At 71.7% G+C, this 16,816-nt stretch carries 14 protein-coding genes and 1 pseudogene; 3 read left to right on the top strand and 12 right to left on the bottom strand.

The window, feature by feature from the left end; genetic code table 11:
• Positions 1–14: 14 nt before the first annotated feature.
• Positions 15–1,424 (bottom strand): type I glutamate--ammonia ligase, encoded by a 1,410-nt coding sequence (gene glnA / locus IE096_RS14155; RefSeq protein WP_189451819.1) that lies wholly within the window; start codon positions 1,422–1,424, stop codon positions 15–17.
• A gap of 242 nt (positions 1,425–1,666) precedes the next feature.
• Here glnA and IE096_RS14150 point away from each other — a divergent pair, with 242 nt between their 5' ends.
• Complete coding sequence (locus tag IE096_RS14150; RefSeq protein ID WP_189451818.1) at positions 1,667–2,134, top strand: RDD family protein; 468 nt, start codon at positions 1,667–1,669, stop codon at positions 2,132–2,134.
• 112 nt (positions 2,135–2,246) lie between these two features.
• Here the strand turns inward: IE096_RS14150 and IE096_RS14145 are convergent, their stop codons facing one another.
• From IE096_RS14145 to lipB, 4 genes are all read right to left on the bottom strand, one after another.
• The gene (locus tag IE096_RS14145) at positions 2,247–2,933 is read right to left on the bottom strand and encodes a DUF4191 domain-containing protein (RefSeq protein WP_189451817.1); all 687 of its coding nucleotides are present in this window, start codon (positions 2,931–2,933) and stop codon (positions 2,247–2,249) included.
• A 10-nt stretch (positions 2,934–2,943) separates the two neighbouring features.
• Positions 2,944–3,204: an SCO2195 family GlnR-regulated protein gene (locus IE096_RS14140; protein ID WP_229820178.1), complete on the bottom strand. Its 261-nt coding sequence runs from the start codon at positions 3,202–3,204 to the stop codon at positions 2,944–2,946.
• A gap of 228 nt (positions 3,205–3,432) precedes the next feature.
• A complete protein-coding gene (gene lipA / locus IE096_RS14135; protein WP_126913818.1) occupies positions 3,433–4,398 on the bottom strand; it encodes a lipoyl synthase in 966 nt (321 codons plus the stop codon).
• Positions 4,399–4,559: 161 nt separating this feature from the next.
• Positions 4,560–5,360: a lipoyl(octanoyl) transferase LipB gene (gene lipB / locus IE096_RS14130; protein ID WP_189451816.1), complete on the bottom strand. Its 801-nt coding sequence runs from the start codon at positions 5,358–5,360 to the stop codon at positions 4,560–4,562.
• A gap of 313 nt (positions 5,361–5,673) precedes the next feature.
• On the opposite strand from lipB, the pseudogene IE096_RS14125 reads away from it, so the two are divergent.
• Positions 5,674–7,129: pseudogene (locus IE096_RS14125) on the top strand (NsdA family TPR-like regulatory protein).
• Positions 7,130–7,206: 77 nt separating this feature from the next.
• Here the strand turns inward: IE096_RS14125 and IE096_RS14120 are convergent.
• From IE096_RS14120 to IE096_RS14110, 3 genes are all read right to left on the bottom strand, one after another.
• Positions 7,207–8,529 carry an NAD(P)/FAD-dependent oxidoreductase gene (locus IE096_RS14120; RefSeq protein WP_189451815.1) on the bottom strand — a complete coding sequence of 441 codons (1,323 nt, stop codon included), beginning with the start codon at positions 8,527–8,529 and terminating at the stop codon, positions 7,207–7,209.
• Between the two features lie 176 nt (positions 8,530–8,705).
• Complete coding sequence (locus tag IE096_RS14115; protein WP_189451814.1) at positions 8,706–9,599, bottom strand: TIGR01777 family oxidoreductase; 894 nt, start codon at positions 9,597–9,599, stop codon at positions 8,706–8,708.
• A 2-nt stretch (positions 9,600–9,601) separates the two neighbouring features.
• Positions 9,602–10,120 carry a DUF4240 domain-containing protein gene (locus tag IE096_RS14110; protein ID WP_189451813.1) on the bottom strand — a complete coding sequence of 173 codons (519 nt, stop codon included), beginning with the start codon at positions 10,118–10,120 and terminating at the stop codon, positions 9,602–9,604.
• 193 nt (positions 10,121–10,313) lie between these two features.
• Here IE096_RS14110 and IE096_RS14105 point away from each other — a divergent pair, with 193 nt between their 5' ends.
• Positions 10,314–11,243 carry an SDR family oxidoreductase gene (locus tag IE096_RS14105; RefSeq protein ID WP_229820177.1) on the top strand — a complete coding sequence of 310 codons (930 nt, stop codon included), beginning with the start codon at positions 10,314–10,316 and terminating at the stop codon, positions 11,241–11,243.
• 387 nt (positions 11,244–11,630) lie between these two features.
• Here IE096_RS14105 and IE096_RS14100 read toward each other — a convergent pair whose 3' ends face one another.
• The 4 genes from IE096_RS14100 to lpdA all read right to left on the bottom strand — a co-directional run bounded on the left by IE096_RS14100 (position 11,631) and on the right by lpdA (position 16,697).
• Positions 11,631–12,578: a helix-turn-helix transcriptional regulator gene (locus tag IE096_RS14100; protein WP_189451812.1), complete on the bottom strand. Its 948-nt coding sequence runs from the start codon at positions 12,576–12,578 to the stop codon at positions 11,631–11,633.
• Positions 12,579–12,775: 197 nt separating this feature from the next.
• Positions 12,776–13,399 carry a GntR family transcriptional regulator gene (locus tag IE096_RS14095; RefSeq protein WP_189451811.1) on the bottom strand — a complete coding sequence of 208 codons (624 nt, stop codon included), beginning with the start codon at positions 13,397–13,399 and terminating at the stop codon, positions 12,776–12,778.
• A 135-nt stretch (positions 13,400–13,534) separates the two neighbouring features.
• Positions 13,535–15,259 (bottom strand): 2-oxoglutarate dehydrogenase, E2 component, dihydrolipoamide succinyltransferase, encoded by a 1,725-nt coding sequence (gene sucB, locus IE096_RS14090; protein WP_189451810.1) that lies wholly within the window; start codon positions 15,257–15,259, stop codon positions 13,535–13,537.
• 49 nt (positions 15,260–15,308) lie between these two features.
• Positions 15,309–16,697: a dihydrolipoyl dehydrogenase gene (gene lpdA / locus IE096_RS14085; RefSeq protein WP_126913808.1), complete on the bottom strand. Its 1,389-nt coding sequence runs from the start codon at positions 16,695–16,697 to the stop codon at positions 15,309–15,311.
• Positions 16,698–16,816 lie beyond the last annotated feature (119 nt).

Raw genomic sequence — 16,816 nt, 5'->3', positions numbered from 1 at the left:
TGTCGCGGCGGTTCTTAGATGTCGAAGTACATCTCGAACTCGTGCGGGTGCGGGCGCAGCTGGATCGGGGCGATCTCGTTGGTGCGCTTGTAGTCGATCCAGGTCTCGATCAGGTCGGAGGTGAAGACGCCACCGGCCTGGAGGTACTCGTTGTCCTGCTCCAGGGCCTCGAGGACGGCCGGGAGGGAGGTCGGGACCTGGGGGACGTTGGCGTGCTCGTCGGGGGCGAGCTCGTAGAGGTCCTTGTCGATCGGCTCGGCCGGCTCGATCTTGTTCTTGACGCCGTCGAGGCCGGCCAGGAGGAGGGCCGAGAAGGCGAGGTAGGGGTTCGAGGACGGGTCCGGGGCGCGGAACTCGACGCGCTTGGCCTTCGGGTTGGAGCCCGTGATCGGGATGCGCATCGCGGCGGAGCGGTTGCGCTGCGAGTAGACCAGGTTGACCGGGGCCTCGAAGCCGGGGACCAGGCGGTGGTAGGAGTTCACCGTGGGGTTGGTGAAGGCCAGCAGCGACGGGGCGTGCTTGAGGATGCCGCCGATGTAGTAGCGGGCGGTGTCCGAGAGGCCCGCGTAGCCCTGCTCGTCGTAGAAGAGCGGCTCGCCGTTGCTCCACAGCGACTGGTGGACGTGCATGCCGGAGCCGTTGTCACCGAAGATCGGCTTGGGCATGAAGGTCGCGGTCTTGCCGTTGCGCCAGGCGACGTTCTTCACGATGTACTTGAAGAGCATCAGGTCGTCGGCGGCGGCGAGCAGCGTGTTGAACTTGTAGTTGATCTCCGCCTGGCCGGCGGTGCCGACCTCGTGGTGCTGGCGCTCGACCTGCAGGCCGGCCTTGTCCAGCTCCAGGGAGATCTCGGCGCGCAGGTCGGCGAAGTGGTCGACCGGCGGGGCCGGGAAGTAGCCGCCCTTGTAGCGGACCTTGTAGCCGCGGTTGTCCTCCAGCGCACCGGTGTTCCAGGCGCCCGCCTCGGAGTCGATGTGGTAGAAGGACTGGTTCGCGCTGGTCTCGAAGCGGACGCTGTCGAAGACGTAGAACTCGGCCTCGGGGCCGAAGTACGCGGTGTCCGCGATGCCGGTGGAGGCGAGGTAGGCCTCGGCCTTCTTGGCGATGTTGCGCGGGTCGCGGCTGTACTGCTCACCCGTGATCGGGTCGTGGATGAAGAAGTTGATGTTCAGCGTCTTGTCGCGGCGGAACGGGTCCATACGGGCCGTGGAGAGGTCCGCGCGCAGCGCCATGTCCGACTCGTGGATGGCCTGGAAGCCGCGGATCGAGGAGCCGTCGAAGGCCAGCTCCTCGTCGGGGTCGAACACCGAGGCCGGGATCGTGAAGTGCTGCATCACGCCCGGCAGGTCGCAGAAGCGGACGTCGACGAACTTGACGTCCTCATCCGAGATGAACTTCTTGGCCTCGTCGGCGTTCTGGAACATCCAAGTCCTCCTAGCCCGGCCGCTCGCGGTCGGGGATTGCTTCGGTGGCGCGTGTACCGCATGGACGCGCTGCCGCCGACCCTAGAGAGACGGGATTTCTCAAGGATGACCCATCTGTTTCGCCGAGGTTAACCGGTCTGGTGGCGGTCTTGTGGGGTACGCCGGGTAGTGGGCCCGCTCCGGGGCCCGGGAGCGGGGACCCGGGACCCGGGAAACGTATGCGGGCCCAGTACCGTGGACGGGTGGACAATAGGCAAGCAATCGGATCATGGCTCTCCGGGCCCCGCGCGGCCGCGGAGGACATGGGCATCGAATTCGGCCACCGGGGTGAGCGCCTCGGCCTGCCGGCGAGCGGGCCGGGCTCCGTCGCCCCGATCGGGCGGCGGTTCGGCGCCCTGGTCATCGACTGGGCGCTGTGCATGCTCATCGCCTACGCGTTCCTCGCCCAGGGGAACCAGCAGCGCGCCGGCAACTGGGCCCTGCTGATCTTCCTCGTGCTCAGCCTGCTCACCGTCGGCACGGTCGGCTGCACCCCCGGCAAGCGCCTCCTCGGGCTGCGCGTCATCTCCGAGGACGGCACGCGGCTGACCCTGCCGCGGGTGCTGCTGCGCAGCGTGCTGCTCCTGCTCGTCATCCCCGCCGTCATCTGGGACCGCGACACGCGTGGTCTGCACGACCGGCTCGCCCGGGCCGTTCAGGTTCGGATCTGATCAAGTTCGGATCTGGGCACATACGAATTCGGATCTGAATACATACGAATGGGGGCGGCCGGAACCTTTCGGTTCCGGCCGCCCCCATTCGTATGCGGTCGTATCTGTGCGGTCAGCGGCCCTTCGGCATCCTCATGCCCTTGCCCGGGATAGGACCCTTCGGGATCGGCATGTTGCTCATGAGGTCGCCCAGCGCCCGGAGACGGTCGTTGACGGCCGTCACCTTCGCGCCCGGCAGCACGCGCGGCAGCTTGAGCAGGGTGGTGTGCAGCTTCTTCAGAGGCACCTGGCCCTCGCCCTCGCCCACGACGATGTCGTGCACCGGCACGTCCCCGACGATGCGCGACATGCGCTTCTTCTCGGCGGCCAGCAGGGTCTTCACCCGGTTCGGGTTGCCCTCGCCGACCAGCACGATGCCCGCCTTGCCGACGGCCCGGTGGACGACGTCCTGGCTGCGGTTCATCGCGACCGCGGGCGTCGTCGTCCAGCCGCCGCGGCGGATGTTCTCCAGGACCGCTGCGGCGGCTCCCGGCTGGCCCTCCATCTGCCCGAAGGCAGCGCGCTCGGCGCGGCGTCCGAAGACGATCGCCATCGCGAGGAAGGCCAGCAGGAAGCCGAGGATGCCCAGGTAGACCGGGTGGTCGAGCCAGAAGCCGATGGCAAGGAGTACACCGAAGGTGACAATGCCCACAGCCGCGACGACAAGACCGACCTTCGAGTCGACCTTCTTGGTCATCTTGTAGGTCTGGGCGATCTGCTTCAGTCGCCCGGGGTTCTCGGATGTTTCCTTCCTCGCCATACGGCGCAGTTTACGTCGCCCGCGGGCCGGGGGCCGCCACGGCCTCCAGCACGTGCTGGGCCTCCCGCCGGTCCTTGGCGCGGCGGCGGTCCTCCAGCACGGCGGTCCACGCGTTGCGCCGTGCGGTGCGCTGGCCACCGCGCATCAGCAGCCGTTCCAGCGCGCGCAGGGCCCCGGTGACGGACGGGGGCCGTACGGAGAGCGTGGACGGCAGAGCGGAGGAGGCGCGTGTGGCGGTCGCCAAGACTGCGTTACCGGGCGCGGCCTGCATGTCGATGTCCCCTCGGGAGCGGAAGAATTCGGTTGCGTGGAGGGTGTCGCACTGCTGTGCGTGGTTCCATCGTCACCGAATGGTGTTACCAACGCATGACCTCTTGGTCAAACACCTATGAAACGTTGACGCGGCCCGTACCGTTCGCTTGCTTTCGCAAGGAACGGTACGGGCCGCGTCAGGGTCCGCAGCAGGGCCGAACGGGGCAGACCGCCGGTCGGGCGTCGGTCAGACCGCCTGGGTCGAAGCGGCCGCCTCGCGCTTCTCGATCGCCTGCTGGTGGAGGCGACCCGCCCGGTACGAGGAGCGGACGAGCGGGCCCGACATGACACCCGCGAAGCCGATCTCCTCGGCCTCCTCCTTGAGCTCCACGAACTCCTGCGGCTTCACCCAGCGCTCCACCGGGTGGTGGCGCACCGACGGGCGCAGGTACTGGGTGATCGTGATGAGATCGCAGCCCGCGTCGTGGAGGTCCTGGAGGGCCTCGCTGATCTCCTCGCGGGTCTCGCCCATGCCGAGGATCAGGTTGGACTTCGTCACCAGACCGTAGTCGCGCGCGTCGGTGATGACCTTGAGCGAACGCTCGTAGCGGAAGCCCGGGCGGATGCGCTTGAAGATCCGCGGGACGGTCTCCACGTTGTGGGCGAAGACCTCGGGGCGGGACTCGAAGACCTGCTGGAGCAGCTCCGGCACCGCGTTGAAGTCGGGCGCGAGCAGCTCGACCTTGGTGTGGCCCGCCTCGCGGCCCGCCGTCTGCGCGTGGATCTGGCGCACGGTCTCGGCGTACAGCCAGGCGCCGCCGTCCTCGAGGTCGTCGCGGGCGACGCCGGTGATCGTGGCGTAGTTCAGGTCCATCGCGACCACGGACTCGCCCACGCGACGGGGCTCGTCGCGGTCGAGCGCCTGCGGCTTGCCGGTGTCGATCTGGCAGAAGTCACAGCGCCGGGTGCACTGGTCGCCGCCGATGAGGAACGTGGCCTCGCGGTCCTCCCAGCATTCGTAGATGTTGGGGCAGCCGGCTTCCTGGCACACCGTGTGCAGGCCCTCGCGCTTCACCAGGCCATGGAGCTCTTTGTACTCCGGGCCCATCTTCGCGCGGGTCTTGATCCACTCGGGCTTCCGCTCGATGGGGGTCTGGGCGTTCCGGACCTCCAAGCGCAGCATCTTGCGTCCGTCGGGTGCGACAGCGGACACGTCCGGCTCCCTATGACTTCGATTCCTCGGCGGACACCAGGGTACGCCCGTTATTTCCTGTGCTCTTCATTCTGCGCCCTGGGTAACCGATGGATCCCGGTGCGCATTCCCCGCCTCGCGTCGGCTCGGCGGGTTCGGTTCCTCGGCGGGCTCGGTTCCGTTCAGCCCGCCGCGGCCGGTTCCACGGCTCGGGGGCTCGGGGCCTCCTCCGCCAGGACCTCCCGCAGGTGCTTCTCCACCAGCGGCACCACCTCGGCCACCGGTACCCGGCGGCCCAGCTCGTTCGACAGGGACGTCACGCCCGCGTCCCGGATGCCGCACGGGACGATCCGGTCGAACCAGGTGTTGTCGGGATCACAGTTGATCGCGAAGCCGTGCATCGTGACGCCCTTGGCGATCCGGATGCCGATCGCCGCCAGCTTGCGGTCCTCGCGGCGCTGGCCCGCGTTGGACGGGGCGTACTCCGGGCCGTTGAGGCGGGGGTCGAACTCCTCGTCCGTCAGCCGGGGGTCGAAGTCCAGGCTCAGGCCGCCGATGGCCGGGCGCCGCTTCACGGGGTCGCCCAGCACCCAGACGCCGCTGCGGCCCTCGACCCGGGTCGTCTCCAGGCCGAGCTCGGCGCAGGCGCGGATCAGGGCCTCCTCCAGGCGGCGGACGTGCGCGATGACGTCCACCGGGCGGGGCAGCTTGAGGATCGGGTAGCCGACGAGCTGACCGGGCCCATGCCAGGTGATCTTGCCGCCGCGGTCGACGTCGACGACCGGGGTGCCGTCCAGGGGGCGCTCGCTGTCCTCCGTGCGCCGTCCGGCCGTGTAGACCGCCGGGTGCTCCAGCAGCAGACAGGTGTCGGGGATCTCGTCCGCGAAGCGGGCCGCGTGGACCTCGCGCTGCTTGTCCCATGCCTGCTGGTACTCGACCGCGTCCGCACCGAAGCCCAGATGGACAAAGCGCAGCTCACTCACGGCAGCTCCTCCTCGAACCGGTTCCGAACCCGTTCCGGCCCGGTCTGGTGGTCTTGAGGGCGGCCCGCCGCGTGCCGTCGCGCCTCGCACGCCCGTGCCCACTGTACGACCGCGCCCGGCGGACCCCGCAGTCGGCCGGAGTCCGGACGATCTTCCCCGGGGCGGCCTCGGGGGGCTCGGGGGCCTCTTCCCGGGTATTCGGCCTGTCCTCACACGATCGGATGAATGCGGGGCGAAGGCGGCTTTCGGGGCGAGGAAGACCGCTAAGTTCACGCCGTTCCAGGAACAAAAGATCAGGGAGACCGGCAGGCTGATGACGGAACGACCCCCACAGCGCATCCCCAACCGTCAACTCGCCGCGCTCATCGCGGAGGCCGGCTTTTCCAATGCGGGCCTGGCCCGCCGCGTAGATCAGCTGGGGCTCGAACACGGCCTCGACCTGCGCTACGACAAAACGTCCGTCACGCGGTGGCTGCGCGGGCAGCAGCCGCGCGGGACCACGCCCGCGCTGATCGCCGAGGTGTTCACCCGGCGGCTCGGGCGGCGGCTGTCCGCCCAGGACCTCGGGCTGGACGCGTGCGCGCCCGTGTACGCCGGGCTGGAGTTCGCCGCCTCGCCGGAGGAGGCCATCGACATCGTCAGCGGCCTCTGGCGCAAGGACTCCGGGAGCCACACCGAACTACGGAAGATCGCGTTCACTCCGGCCGGGCTCGTGGTGCCGAGCCGCGACTGGCTGATCGGGCGCGCGGACGAACGGGTGGCGCGCGGCATGAGCCCCGCGCCCTCCAGTGAGGGCGCGCGCCTGCCGCTCCAGGCGCGCGGCGGGCAGCTGCCGCGCCAGCGGGCCGCGGAGCGCGCTCCCGGGGGGGCGGGTGTCCATGGGCGACATCGCGGCCCTGCGGTCGGTGGGCGAGCTCTTCCGCACGATCGACCACGCCTACGGGGGCGGGCACGCCCGGCAGGCGCTGGTGCGGTACCTCGAGCACGAGACCGAGCCCATGCTGCGCGGGACGTACGGGGAGACCACCGGGCGGCGGCTTTTCGCCGCTGCCGCCGATCTCACCCGGCTGGCCGGGTGGACCTCCTACGACATCGCCGCGCACGGGCTCGCGCAGCGGTACTACGTCCAGGCGTTGCGGCTCGCCCAGGCGGCCGGGGACCGGGCGTACGGGAGCTATGTGCTCGTGACCATGAGCCGGCAGGCCGTCTATCTCGGGCACGGGCGCGAGGCCGTGCAGCTGGCGCGGGTCGCTCAGCAGGGGGTCGGGTCCGGGGCGCCGCCCGTCGTGCAGTCCCTGCTGCACGCGGTGGAGGCGCGGGGGCACGGGGTGCTCGGCGAGGTACGGGCGTGCTCGGCCTCGCTGGCACGGGCGGAACGGGCCCTGGAGAGCTCGCGGGCGGGCGACGACGTGCCGTACTGGGTGCGGTTCTTCGACGAGGCGCAGTTGGCGGACGAATTCGCGCACTGCCACCGCGATCTGCAGCAGTACCGCGCTGCCGCGCAGCACGCGGAGCGGTCGCTGCAGTTGCGGTCGCCCGCGTACGCGCGGTCGCGGCTGTTCTGCCGGGTGGTGCTGGCGTCGGCGCGGCTGGGGCTGGGCGAGCTGGAGCAGGCGTGCGCGCTGGGGGTGGAGGCGGCCCAGGCGGCGGCGGAGATGCGGTCGGTGCGGGCGCTGGAGTACGTGCGGGACTTCGAGCGGCGGCTGGAGCCCTATCGGGACGCGGCGCCGGTGCGGGGTTATCGGGAGAAGGTGGCCGGGCTGGTCTGAGCCGCTCGTCGGAGGTGGGGTGGGCGAACCCGCGCCGAAGGCGCGGGCACTCCCACAAGGCGGGCGGCCGGGGACGGCTACGCCGCCCGTAGGGCGGGGGTGCCGTGGCCCGGGCGGATGCCCAGGTCGCGGAGGACCGCCTGGGCGGCGCGGCGCCCGGAGAAGAGGGCGCCCTGGACCGTGCTGGTGTCGCGGTGGTCGCCGCAGACGTAGAGCCCCGAGAGCAGCCGGACCTGGCGGCGGACGTCGTGGGGGGCCGGCATGGCCGGGACCGCGTCCGGGTCGTGGTGGGCGGCGACGAGGCGCCAGGACGACGTCGACGTGCCGTAGACGTGGGCCAGCTGCTCGCGGGCCAGCCGGTCCAGTTCGGCCGTCGGCCGCGCCGCCGACGGGCCCAGGACCGTCGAGGTGATGAGCGTGCGGCCCAGCGGCGCCCGGTCCGGGTCCACCTCGCTGGCGACCGTGGTGTGGGCCACCGGCCCCCGGCACGTCCCGGTGAGGATCAGCGAGGCGTCGCGCAGGGGCGGTTCGTCGGCCGTGTGGTGGAGGACCGTCACCGGGTGGAAATCGGGGAGCCGGAGGCCGGGGATCAGTTCGGCCGCCGCCCTCGCGCCCGTCGCCACGATGACGGAGCGACAGGTGAACGTGCCGTGCCCGGCCGTGCCCACGGACGTCGTGCCGACGGAGACGGCCTCCACCCCCGTGCGGACCGTGCCGGGCGGGAGCTGGGCGGCCATCAGTTCGGGGATGACGCCGGAGCCCCCGGCGGGCAGGCAGAGCCGGCCGCGCGCGTAGCCGCGCAGCACCAGGTCGGCGCAGCGGCTGGACGTGGTGAGGTCCGGGTCGGAGAGCAGGGACGTCAGCAGGGGGCGCAGGAAGCCCTCCACCGTGCGGGTCGGCAGGCCCCGGGAGGTGAGGGTCGCCGACGTGGGACGGTCCGGCCGGGCCAGCATCCGGTCGATGGGCAGCGCGGCCAGGCGGGCCAGTGCCGCGCCGAGCCGCGCTTGATCGAGGCCGGCGCTCCGCGACGCGCGGGCCGCCGCGAAGGCCCGGGCGGTGGTGAAGGCGCGCTTGGCGCCGCGGAGTTCGCCGGTGCGGTGGTTTCGTCCGTCGGCGTGGACCAGCACCCCGGGGGTGAAGGGGCGCAGCTTGAGCGCCTCCAGGCCCGGGGTGCGGATCAGCTCCGGGAAGGAGGTGTTGAGCAGCTGGCCGGAGCGGTCCAGCAGGAACCCGTCGGCCTTGTCGGTCGTCATGCGGCCGCCGGTGCGGTGGGCCGTCTCCAGGACGGTGACCGTCACCCCCGCGGCGGTGAGCTGTTGAGCCGCGGAGAGGCCGGCCAGGCCGGCTCCCACGATGACGACGTCAGCGTGGTGTGCGGTGTGGCGTGCGCTGTCGAGCACGTGCCCTCCCGGGGTCGGTCCGCTCGCTGGGGGCCTGATGCCCCCAACGGGCGGCGGCAATGCGCGAGTTCGCCTCGACCGTAGAGAGAAATCCGGTCAATAACAGTCGCGCACGGGGCGAGCACGGTCGCACGGCGGTCGCACGGACGGGGTTCTTGAAGCTTGGAGCGGATGCGTCAGCTGTCGGTCAGCGCCGCGCGTACGGCGCTCTCGACGTCCGGGCAGGCGAAGCGGAAACCGGAGCCCAGCAGCCGGGTGGGCAGGGCACGGCAGCTGGCCAGCACTTCCGTGGCCATCTCGCCCAGGGCCAGCCTGAGCGCCGGAGCGGGCGCGGGCAGCAGTGCCGGACGCTTCAGCGCGCGCCCCACCGCCTCGGTCACCTCCCGGTTGGTGGCCGGGTGGGGCGCCGTGAGGTTCACCGGGCCGGAGACGTCCGCGTCCAGGAGGTGCCGCAGGGCCGCGACGTGGTCCCGCAGGGCGATGAAGCTCCAGTACTGGTGGCCGTCGCCGAGCCGGCCGCCGAGGCCCGCCCGGAACAGCGGGAACAGCTTCGCCGCCGCCCCGCCGTGCCGGGAGAGGACGATCCCGGTGCGCAGCAGGACCGTCCGCACGCCCGCTTCCGCCGCCGTGCCCGCGGCGGCCTCCCAGTCGCGGCAGACCTCGGCGAGGAAACCGCTGCCGGGCGGGCTGTCCTCGTTCACCGGGCGGTCGCCCGTGTCGCCGTAGAAGCCGATCGCGCTGCCCGAGAGGAACACGCGGGGCGGGGTGGCGAGGGAGGCCAGCGCCTCGGCGAGCGCCCCCGTGCCGTGCACCCTGCTGTCGCGGATCTCCTTCTTGTACGCGGCGGTCCAGCGGTGCGCCGCCACTCCGGCGCCCGCGAGGTGGACGACGGCCTCGCAGCCGGCCAGTTTCGCGGGGTCGACGAACTGGCGGCCGGGGTCCCACTCGGCCTCCCCGGGGCCCCGGGGAGCGCGGCGCACGAGCCGCACCACCTCATGGCCGTCCTGTTCCAGCGAACGGGTCAGCGCCGAGCCGATGAGGCCGGTCGACCCGGTGATCGCGACGCGCATCGTCACTCCCGGAAGCGGTCCCAGAGGGCGGGGAAGCGTTCGGCCAGCACGGCTTCGTCCTCCAGGTCGAAGGGGGCGCCCACCGGTTCGGGGGGCTGGGGCGGCAGGCCCAGGTCCGGCGTCTCCGCGCCGGTCAGCTGCTCGTACGCCTCGTCCGCGGCGTAGCCGAGGCTCTCGCCGTCCCCGTCGACCTCGTCGTCGAAGTCGTCCAGGAGCTCGGCCAGGCTGTCCGGATCGTGCACCGCGCCCTCGAAGACCTCCCGGCCCTGGCCGATCAGCCAGCACCGGAAGTAGTCGAACACGTCGTCGCTCGCCCCGTCGAGGAGGACGGCGGCGGCCCCCCACAGGTCCCAGAGGTAGGCGCGGTTGTAGCGCGCCTCGAAGTGCCGGGCGAAGTCCAGCACGGCGTCCGGGTCGAGCTGCGTCAGCCTCTCGACCAGGAGATCGGCCTGTTCCTCGGCGTCCCCGTCGGCGGCCTGACGAGTGCTGTCCATCAGCTCCCAGAACTCGGTCTCGTCCATCACGGCTCCAGCATCGGTCCTGCCGGGGGGCCACGCACCCGGAGGGGCTCGGATGCGGCCGTGTTGTTATCGGCGAGTACCGGGGAGGGTGATGCCGCGATGCGATATGTCCTTCGGATACCCGACACAAGGTGTCCGGTTTCGGTGCGAACGTCATGTCCGTCGCACGGAACGAGTGAGAGGACATGTTGTCGTGACTGCAGCGGAGAGCGCCGTTCGTCCCCTTGACGGCAAGGTGGCGCTGGTCGCCGGGGCCACCCGGGGCGCGGGGCGGGCCATGGCCGTGGAGCTGGGGCGCGCCGGGGCCGTCGTCTACGCGACCGGGCGCACCACCCGCGAGCGGCGCAGCGAGGTGGGCCGGCCCGAGACCATCGAGGAGACGGCGGAGCTGGTGACGGCGGCGGGCGGCACGGGTATCGCCGTGCCGGTCGACCACCTGGAGCCGGAGCGGGTACGGGCGCTGGTCGAACGCATCGACAGGGAGCACGGGCGCCTCGACGTCCTCGTCAACGACGTCTGGGGCGGGGACCACCTGCTCGAGTTCGACAAGAAGGTGTGGGAGGTCAAGCTGGCGGACGGCCTCCGCATGCTCCGCCTCTCCCTCGACGCCCACGCCATCACCAGCCACTTCGCCGCCCCCCTGCTGATCCGGCGGCCCGGGGGACTGCTCGTGGAGATCACCGACGGCACGGAGGAGTCCAACCGGGCCTACCGGGGCAATCTCTTCTTCGACCTCGCCAAGTACGGCCCGATCCGGATGGCGTTCGGGCTTGCCCAGGAACTGAAGGAGTACGGCGGCACGGCGCTCTGCCTGACGCCGGGCTTTTTGCGGTCCGAGGAGATGCTCGACTACTTCGGCGTCACGGAGGGGACGTGGCGGGACGCGATCCGGAAGGAGCCGCATTTCGCGATCGCGGAGTCGCCGGCGTTTGTGGGCCGGGCGCTCGCGGCGGTGGCCTCCGACCCGGAACGGGCCCGTTGGAACGGGCGGTCCGTTTCGAGCGGGGAGCTGGCGAAGGTGTACGGGTTCACTGACGTGGACGGGTCGCGGCCGGATTGCGACGGGTACTTTCGGGATGTGGTCTTCGGGGGAGTGACCGCGTCCGCGGAGGATTACCGGTAGGGCGCCGTTGGCTTCGGGGTGCCGCCTGTCTCCCGTGCGGGTTCCGTTGGCGTTTCCGGTTGACCCCGGTGGGTGGCGCCCGCGCCTGACGGCGCGGTTCTCCCCCACCCGCCCGCCCGATTGCCCGGCACGGGTTGCCCCGGCGAGGGGGCGGGCGGGGTGGGGTGGGTGCGGGGTGGTGGGTGGGTTTGTGCCCACCCGTTCCGCCCTGCGGAACGCCTGCCCACAAACGGGCGTGAGGGGGCGGGGTGGGGTGGATGGGCCCTGGTAGGGGCGTAAAGAGCTCTTCGCCGCTGGTGACACGGGCGGGGCGACCAGCACCGTGATACCAGGGGCCGCGAAGAGCTCAGCCCCGTAAGGGCCCGTCCGCCCCACCCCGCCCCCGACCTACAGATAAGCCGCCGCCATACGCGCCGCCGCCTCCGCGAAGCGGGCTCGTAGCGGGGGAGGCCCCAGTACCTCCACCTCCGGCCCCAGCGCCAGCAGCTGTGCGTACGCCACCTCCAGGGACTCCACCGGAAGCGTCACGGTGGCGGCGCCCCCCGCCAGCGCCTCCTCCGCCGCCCGCCGGTCCGTGACGTGCGGAAGCAGCCGCGCCCCCTCCGCCGTCAGCCGCACCTCCACCCGGTCCCGCAGGATCGAGCGGGCGAACTCCGCCGCCCGCTCCTCCCAGAAAGCCGGCAGGTCGAAGGACTCGGACCGCTGGAAGCGGGCCTCCCCGACCGCCACGGCCGTGAAGCGGTCCACCCGGTAGACCCGGAAGTCATCCTCGACACGAGCCGCCACGTACCAGACCCCCGCCTTGAGGACCAACCCGTAAGGCTCCAGGTCCCGCTCCACCTCCTCCCCGTCCCGCCGCGCGTAGCGGGCCGTCACGCGACGGTCGTCCCAGACGGCGTCGGCGACGGCGGGCAGCAGTTCGGGCGGGTCGCCGGAGCGCCACCAGGCGGGGGCGTCCAGATGAAAGCGCTGGGCCGCGCTCACCGGCGCGTCGCTGAGCTCGGGGACGAGCGCGGCGGCGACCTTGAGGCGCGCGGCGGACGCGGCGTCCGCCAGCCCCATGTCGCGCAGGGCGGCCGGCACGCCGGAGAGGAAGAGGGCCTCGGCCTCGGCCCGGCCCAGGCCGGTGAGCCGGGTGCGGTAGCCGCCGACGAGGCGGTAGCCCCCCGCCCGGCCGCGGTCCGCGTACACGGGCACCCCGGCCTCGGAGAGCGCGGTGACGTCCCGGGCGACCGTGCGCTCGGAGACCTCCAGCTCGCGCGCCAGTTCACCGCCGGTCATCGACGGGCGGGACTGGAGGAGCAGGACGAGCTTGATCAGACGGGCCGCGCGCATGCGCCCATCATGCCGGGGCGCGACGACAGGAACCCGCGTGCCAGCCAGGGCAGCGGATTGAGCGCGCGAGGTCCTGTCGTCACCCCTGAGCCGTACCGCGACACAGGACAGGGCGGCGCGGTGCGACTCCAGCGGAGACGATACGCCTTTGATCGATGATCGATCAATCCCTGTCGGCCAAGTCCGGGCCAAGAAGATCAGATCTGCGGCGCGCAGCTCAGCACATGCCGCTTCAGCAGCTCCCCGATGCCCGGATCCCGCTCCCGGAACGCCCGGACGATCGCCGCGTGGTCCTCCGCGTGGGCCCGCGGCTCCGGGCTCAGCCAGCGGATCGACAGGGTCGTCCACACCTCGATGCCCAGGGACTCCCAGGTGTGGAGCAGCACGGAGTTCCCGGAGGCCCGCACGATCTCGCGGTGGAAGGCCACGGTGTGCCGCGCCTGGGCCTCGCTGTCGTGCGCGAGGTCGGCCGTCCGCAGGGCGGCCACCTCGGCCTCCAGCCCCGAGACGTCCTCGGCGAGGGCGCCGGCCGCGAGCTCGGCGGCCACCGCCTCCAGGCCGGCCCGGACGGGATAGCTCTCCTTGAGGTCGGCGGCCGTCAGATCCCGCACGCGGACGCCCTTGTTGGGGGCGGATTCGATCAGCCGCAGCGACTCCAGCTCCCGCAGCGCCTCGCGCACGGGCGTCTGGCTGACGAGCAGTTCGGCGGCGATCCGCCGCTCCACGATCCGCTCGCCCGGCTGCCAGCGGCCGCTGACGATCCCTTCGAGGATGTGCTCGCGGATCTGTTCGCGCAGCGAATGGACGACGGGGGGTGACATGGCTTGCTCCTCGGCGGTGGATCTGGGCCCATTATCCGGGCATGGCCGCTCATGCCGAAGGGCGCGGCCCCGGCTCGTACGGATACGAAGCCGGGGCCGCGCCCTTGGCACATGCAGCCGTGGGGGCTACCGGGATCAGAGACCGATCTCGGTCTCGAACTCGGCGGCCTCCAGGATCTGCTTGACCGCGGTCAGGTAGCGGGCGGCGTCGGCGCCGTCCACCAGACGGTGGTCGTAGGAGAGCGTCACGTACGTCATGTCGCGGACGCCGATGGTGGTGCCCTCCTCGGTCTCGATGACCACGGGGCGCTTGACCGTGGCACCGATGCCGAGGATCGCGACCTGGTTCGGCGGCACGATGACCGTGTCGAACAGCGCGCCGCGCGAGCCGGTGTTGCTGATCGTGAAGGTCGCGCCGGCCAGGTCGTCCGGGCTGATCTTGCTGGAGCGGACCTTGCCGGCCAGCTCGGCCGTCTTCTTCGCGATACCCGCGATGTTGAGGTCACCGGCACCCTTGATGACCGGGGTCATCAGGCCCTTCTCCGAGTCGACGGCGATGCCGACGTTCTCGGAGTCGAAGTAGGTGATGGTGTTCTCGTCCTCGTTGATCCGGGCGTTGATGACCGGGTGGGCCTTCAGCGCCTGGACGGCGGCCTTGACGAAGAACGGCATCGGGGAGAGCTTGACGCCCTCGCGGGCGGCGAAGCCGGCCTTGGCCTTCTCGCGCATCCGCATGATCTTGGTGATGTCCACCTCGATCACGGAGCTCAGCTGAGCCTGGCCGTGCAGCGCCTTCATCATGTTCTCGGCGATGACCTTGCGCATGCGCGGCATCTTGACCGTCTGACCGCGCAGCGGCGAGACCTCGAGGGCCGGGGCGGCCTTCGGGGCGGCAGCGGCAGGGCCCGCAGCAGTCACAGTGGCCGGGGCCGGCGCGGCCTTGGCGGCCTCGGCGGCGGCGATGACGTCCTGCTTGCGGATGCGGCCACCGACGCCGGTGCCCGCGACGGAGCGCAGGTCGACGCCGGACTCGGCGGCGAGCTTGCGGACCAGCGGGGTGACGTAGGCGCCGTCCGTCGCCGGGGCGACAGCCGGAGCAGCCGGAGCAGCCGGAGCAGCCGGAGCAGCCGGAGCGACCGGCGCGGGGGCCGGAGCAGCAGCCGGGGCGGCGGCCGGAGCCGGAGCCGGAGCGGCGGCGGGAGCAGCCGGAGCGGCCGGAGCGGCAGCGGCGGCGGCACCGGCGACGCCGATGACGGCGAGCTTGGCGCCGACCTCGGCGGTCTCGTCCTCGGCGACGAGGATCTCCAGCAGGACACCCGAGGCGGGGGCCGGGATCTCGGTGTCGACCTTGTCGGTCGAGACCTCGAGCAGCGGCTCGTCCTCGGTGACCTCCTCGCCGACCTCCTTCAGCCAGCGGGTGACGGTGCCCTCGGTGACCGACTCGCCCAGCGCGGGCAGGACGACGTCGGTACCGGCGGCAGCGGCGGCCGGAGCGGCGGCGGGGGCCTCGGCGGCCGGAGCCGGCGCGGCGGGGGCCTCGGCCACGGGGGCCGGGGCGGGCTCGGCGGCCGGGGCCGGAGCCTCGGCGGCGGCCGGAGCCGGGGCAGCGGCGGGGGCGCCGGTGCCGTCGTCGATGACGGCCAGCTCGGAGCCGACCTCGACCGTCTCGTCCTCGGCGACCTTGATGGAGGCGAGGATGCCGGAAGCGGGGGCCGGGATCTCGGTGTCGACCTTGTCGGTGGAGACCTCGAGCAGCGGCTCGTCGGCCTCCACGCGCTCACCCTCGGCCTTCAGCCAACGGGTGACGGTGCCCTCGGTCACGCTCTCGCCGAGCGCCGGCAGGGTTACGGAAACCGCCATGATTGCGGTTGCTCCTTACGAGTAGTGCGGATGGTGGTGCGCTCGGGACTCAGTCGTGCGAGTGCAGCGGCTTGCCGGCGAGAGCCAGGTGGGCCTCGCCCATGGCCTCGTTCTGCGTCGGGTGCGCGTGGATGAGCTGGGCGACCTCGGCGGGCAGCGCCTCCCAGTTGTAGATCAGCTGGGCTTCGCCCACCTGCTCACCCATGCGGTCGCCGACCATGTGGACGCCGACCACGGCACCGTCCCGCACCTGGACGAGCTTGATCTCGCCCGCGGTCTTCAGGATCTTGCTCTTGCCGTTGCCGGCGAGGTTGTACTTCAGGGTGACGACCTTGTCGGCGCCGTACAGCTCCTTGGCCTTCGCCTCGGTGATACCGACGGAAGCGACCTCGGGGTGGCAGTACGTGACGCGCGGCACGCCGTCGTAGTCGACCGGCACGGGGTTCTGCCCGGCCAGACGCTCCGCTACCAGGATGCCCTCGGCGAAGCCGACGTGCGCGAGCTGGAGGGTCGGGACGAGGTCACCGACGGCCGAGATGGTCGGCACGTTGGTGCGCATGTACTCGTCGACGAGGACGTAGCCGCGGTCCATGGCGACCCCGGCCTCCTCGTAGCCCAGGCCCTGGGAGACCGGGCCGCGGCCGACGGCGACGAGCAGCAGCTCGGCCTCGAAGGTCTTGCCGTTCTCCAGGGAGACCTTCACACCGTCGGCGGTGTACTCGACGCCGGAGAAGCGGGAGCCGAGCGCGAAGTTGATGCCGCGCTTGCGGAAGGCGCGCTCCAGCAGCTTGGAGCTGTTCTCGTCCTCGACCGGGACGAGGTGCGGCAGGGCCTCGACGATGGTGACGTCGGCGCCGAAGGACTTCCACGCGGAGGCGAACTCGACGCCGATGACGCCGCCGCCCAGCACGATCGCGGACTTCGGGACGCGGTCCAGGACCAGCGCGTGGTCCGAGGAGATGACGCGGTCGCCGTCGATGGTCAGGCCCGGCAGCGACTTCGGCGTGGAGCCGGTGGCCAGCAGGACGTGGCGGCCGGTGATGCGCTGGCCGTTGACGTCGACGGACGTGGGGGAGGACAGGCGGCCCTCACCGGTGATGTAGGTGACCTTGCGGGAGGCGACCAGGCCCTGCAGACCCTTGTACAGGCCCGAGATCACGTCGTCCTTGTACTTGTGGACGCCCGCGATGTCGATGCCCTCCAGGGAGGCCTTGACACCGAACTGCTCGGCCTCGCGGGCCTGGTCGGCGATCTCACCGGCGTGCAGCAGAGCCTTGGTGGGGATGCAGCCGCGGTGGAGGCAGGTGCCGCCCAGCTTGTCCTTCTCGATCAGGGCGACGTCGAGACCCAGCTGGGCTCCACGCAGGGCGGCGGCGTAACCACCGCTGCCGCCTCCGAGGATCACTAGGTCGAAAACGGTGCTGGCGTCGTTCGCCACGTCACGTCCTCCATGCATGGGTGCGCCGTCCGGTCGTCGGTGACCGGGCGGCGGCTGTCGTACGGCCGCTTTGCTTCGGCCCTGTGATGGGTGGGCCCTGTCCTGCCGGGACAACATCT

The sequence above is a fragment of the Streptomyces abikoensis genome (genome assembly GCF_014648775.1).
Taxonomy (GTDB): domain Bacteria; phylum Actinomycetota; class Actinomycetes; order Streptomycetales; family Streptomycetaceae; genus Streptomyces; species Streptomyces abikoensis.
This window is presented reverse-complemented; position numbering and strand designations above follow the sequence as displayed.

Coding starts and splice junctions, on each gene's coding strand:
- glnA (WP_189451819.1), bottom strand. CDS start 1,424: ATGTTCCAGAACGCCGACGAGGCCAAGAAGTTCATCTCGGATGAGGAC.
- IE096_RS14145 (WP_189451817.1), bottom strand. CDS start 2,933: ATGGCGAGGAAGGAAACATCCGAGAACCCCGGGCGACTGAAGCAGATC.
- IE096_RS14140 (WP_229820178.1), bottom strand. CDS start 3,204: ATGCAGGCCGCGCCCGGTAACGCAGTCTTGGCGACCGCCACACGCGCC.
- IE096_RS14115 (WP_189451814.1), bottom strand. CDS start 9,599: ATGCGCGTCGCGATCACCGGGTCGACCGGCCTCATCGGCTCGGCGCTG.
- IE096_RS14110 (WP_189451813.1), bottom strand. CDS start 10,120: ATGGACGAGACCGAGTTCTGGGAGCTGATGGACAGCACTCGTCAGGCC.
- IE096_RS14100 (WP_189451812.1), bottom strand. CDS start 12,578: ATGCGCGCGGCCCGTCTGATCAAGCTCGTCCTGCTCCTCCAGTCCCGC.
- IE096_RS14095 (WP_189451811.1), bottom strand. CDS start 13,399: ATGTCACCCCCCGTCGTCCATTCGCTGCGCGAACAGATCCGCGAGCAC.
- sucB (WP_189451810.1), bottom strand. CDS start 15,259: ATGGCGGTTTCCGTAACCCTGCCGGCGCTCGGCGAGAGCGTGACCGAG.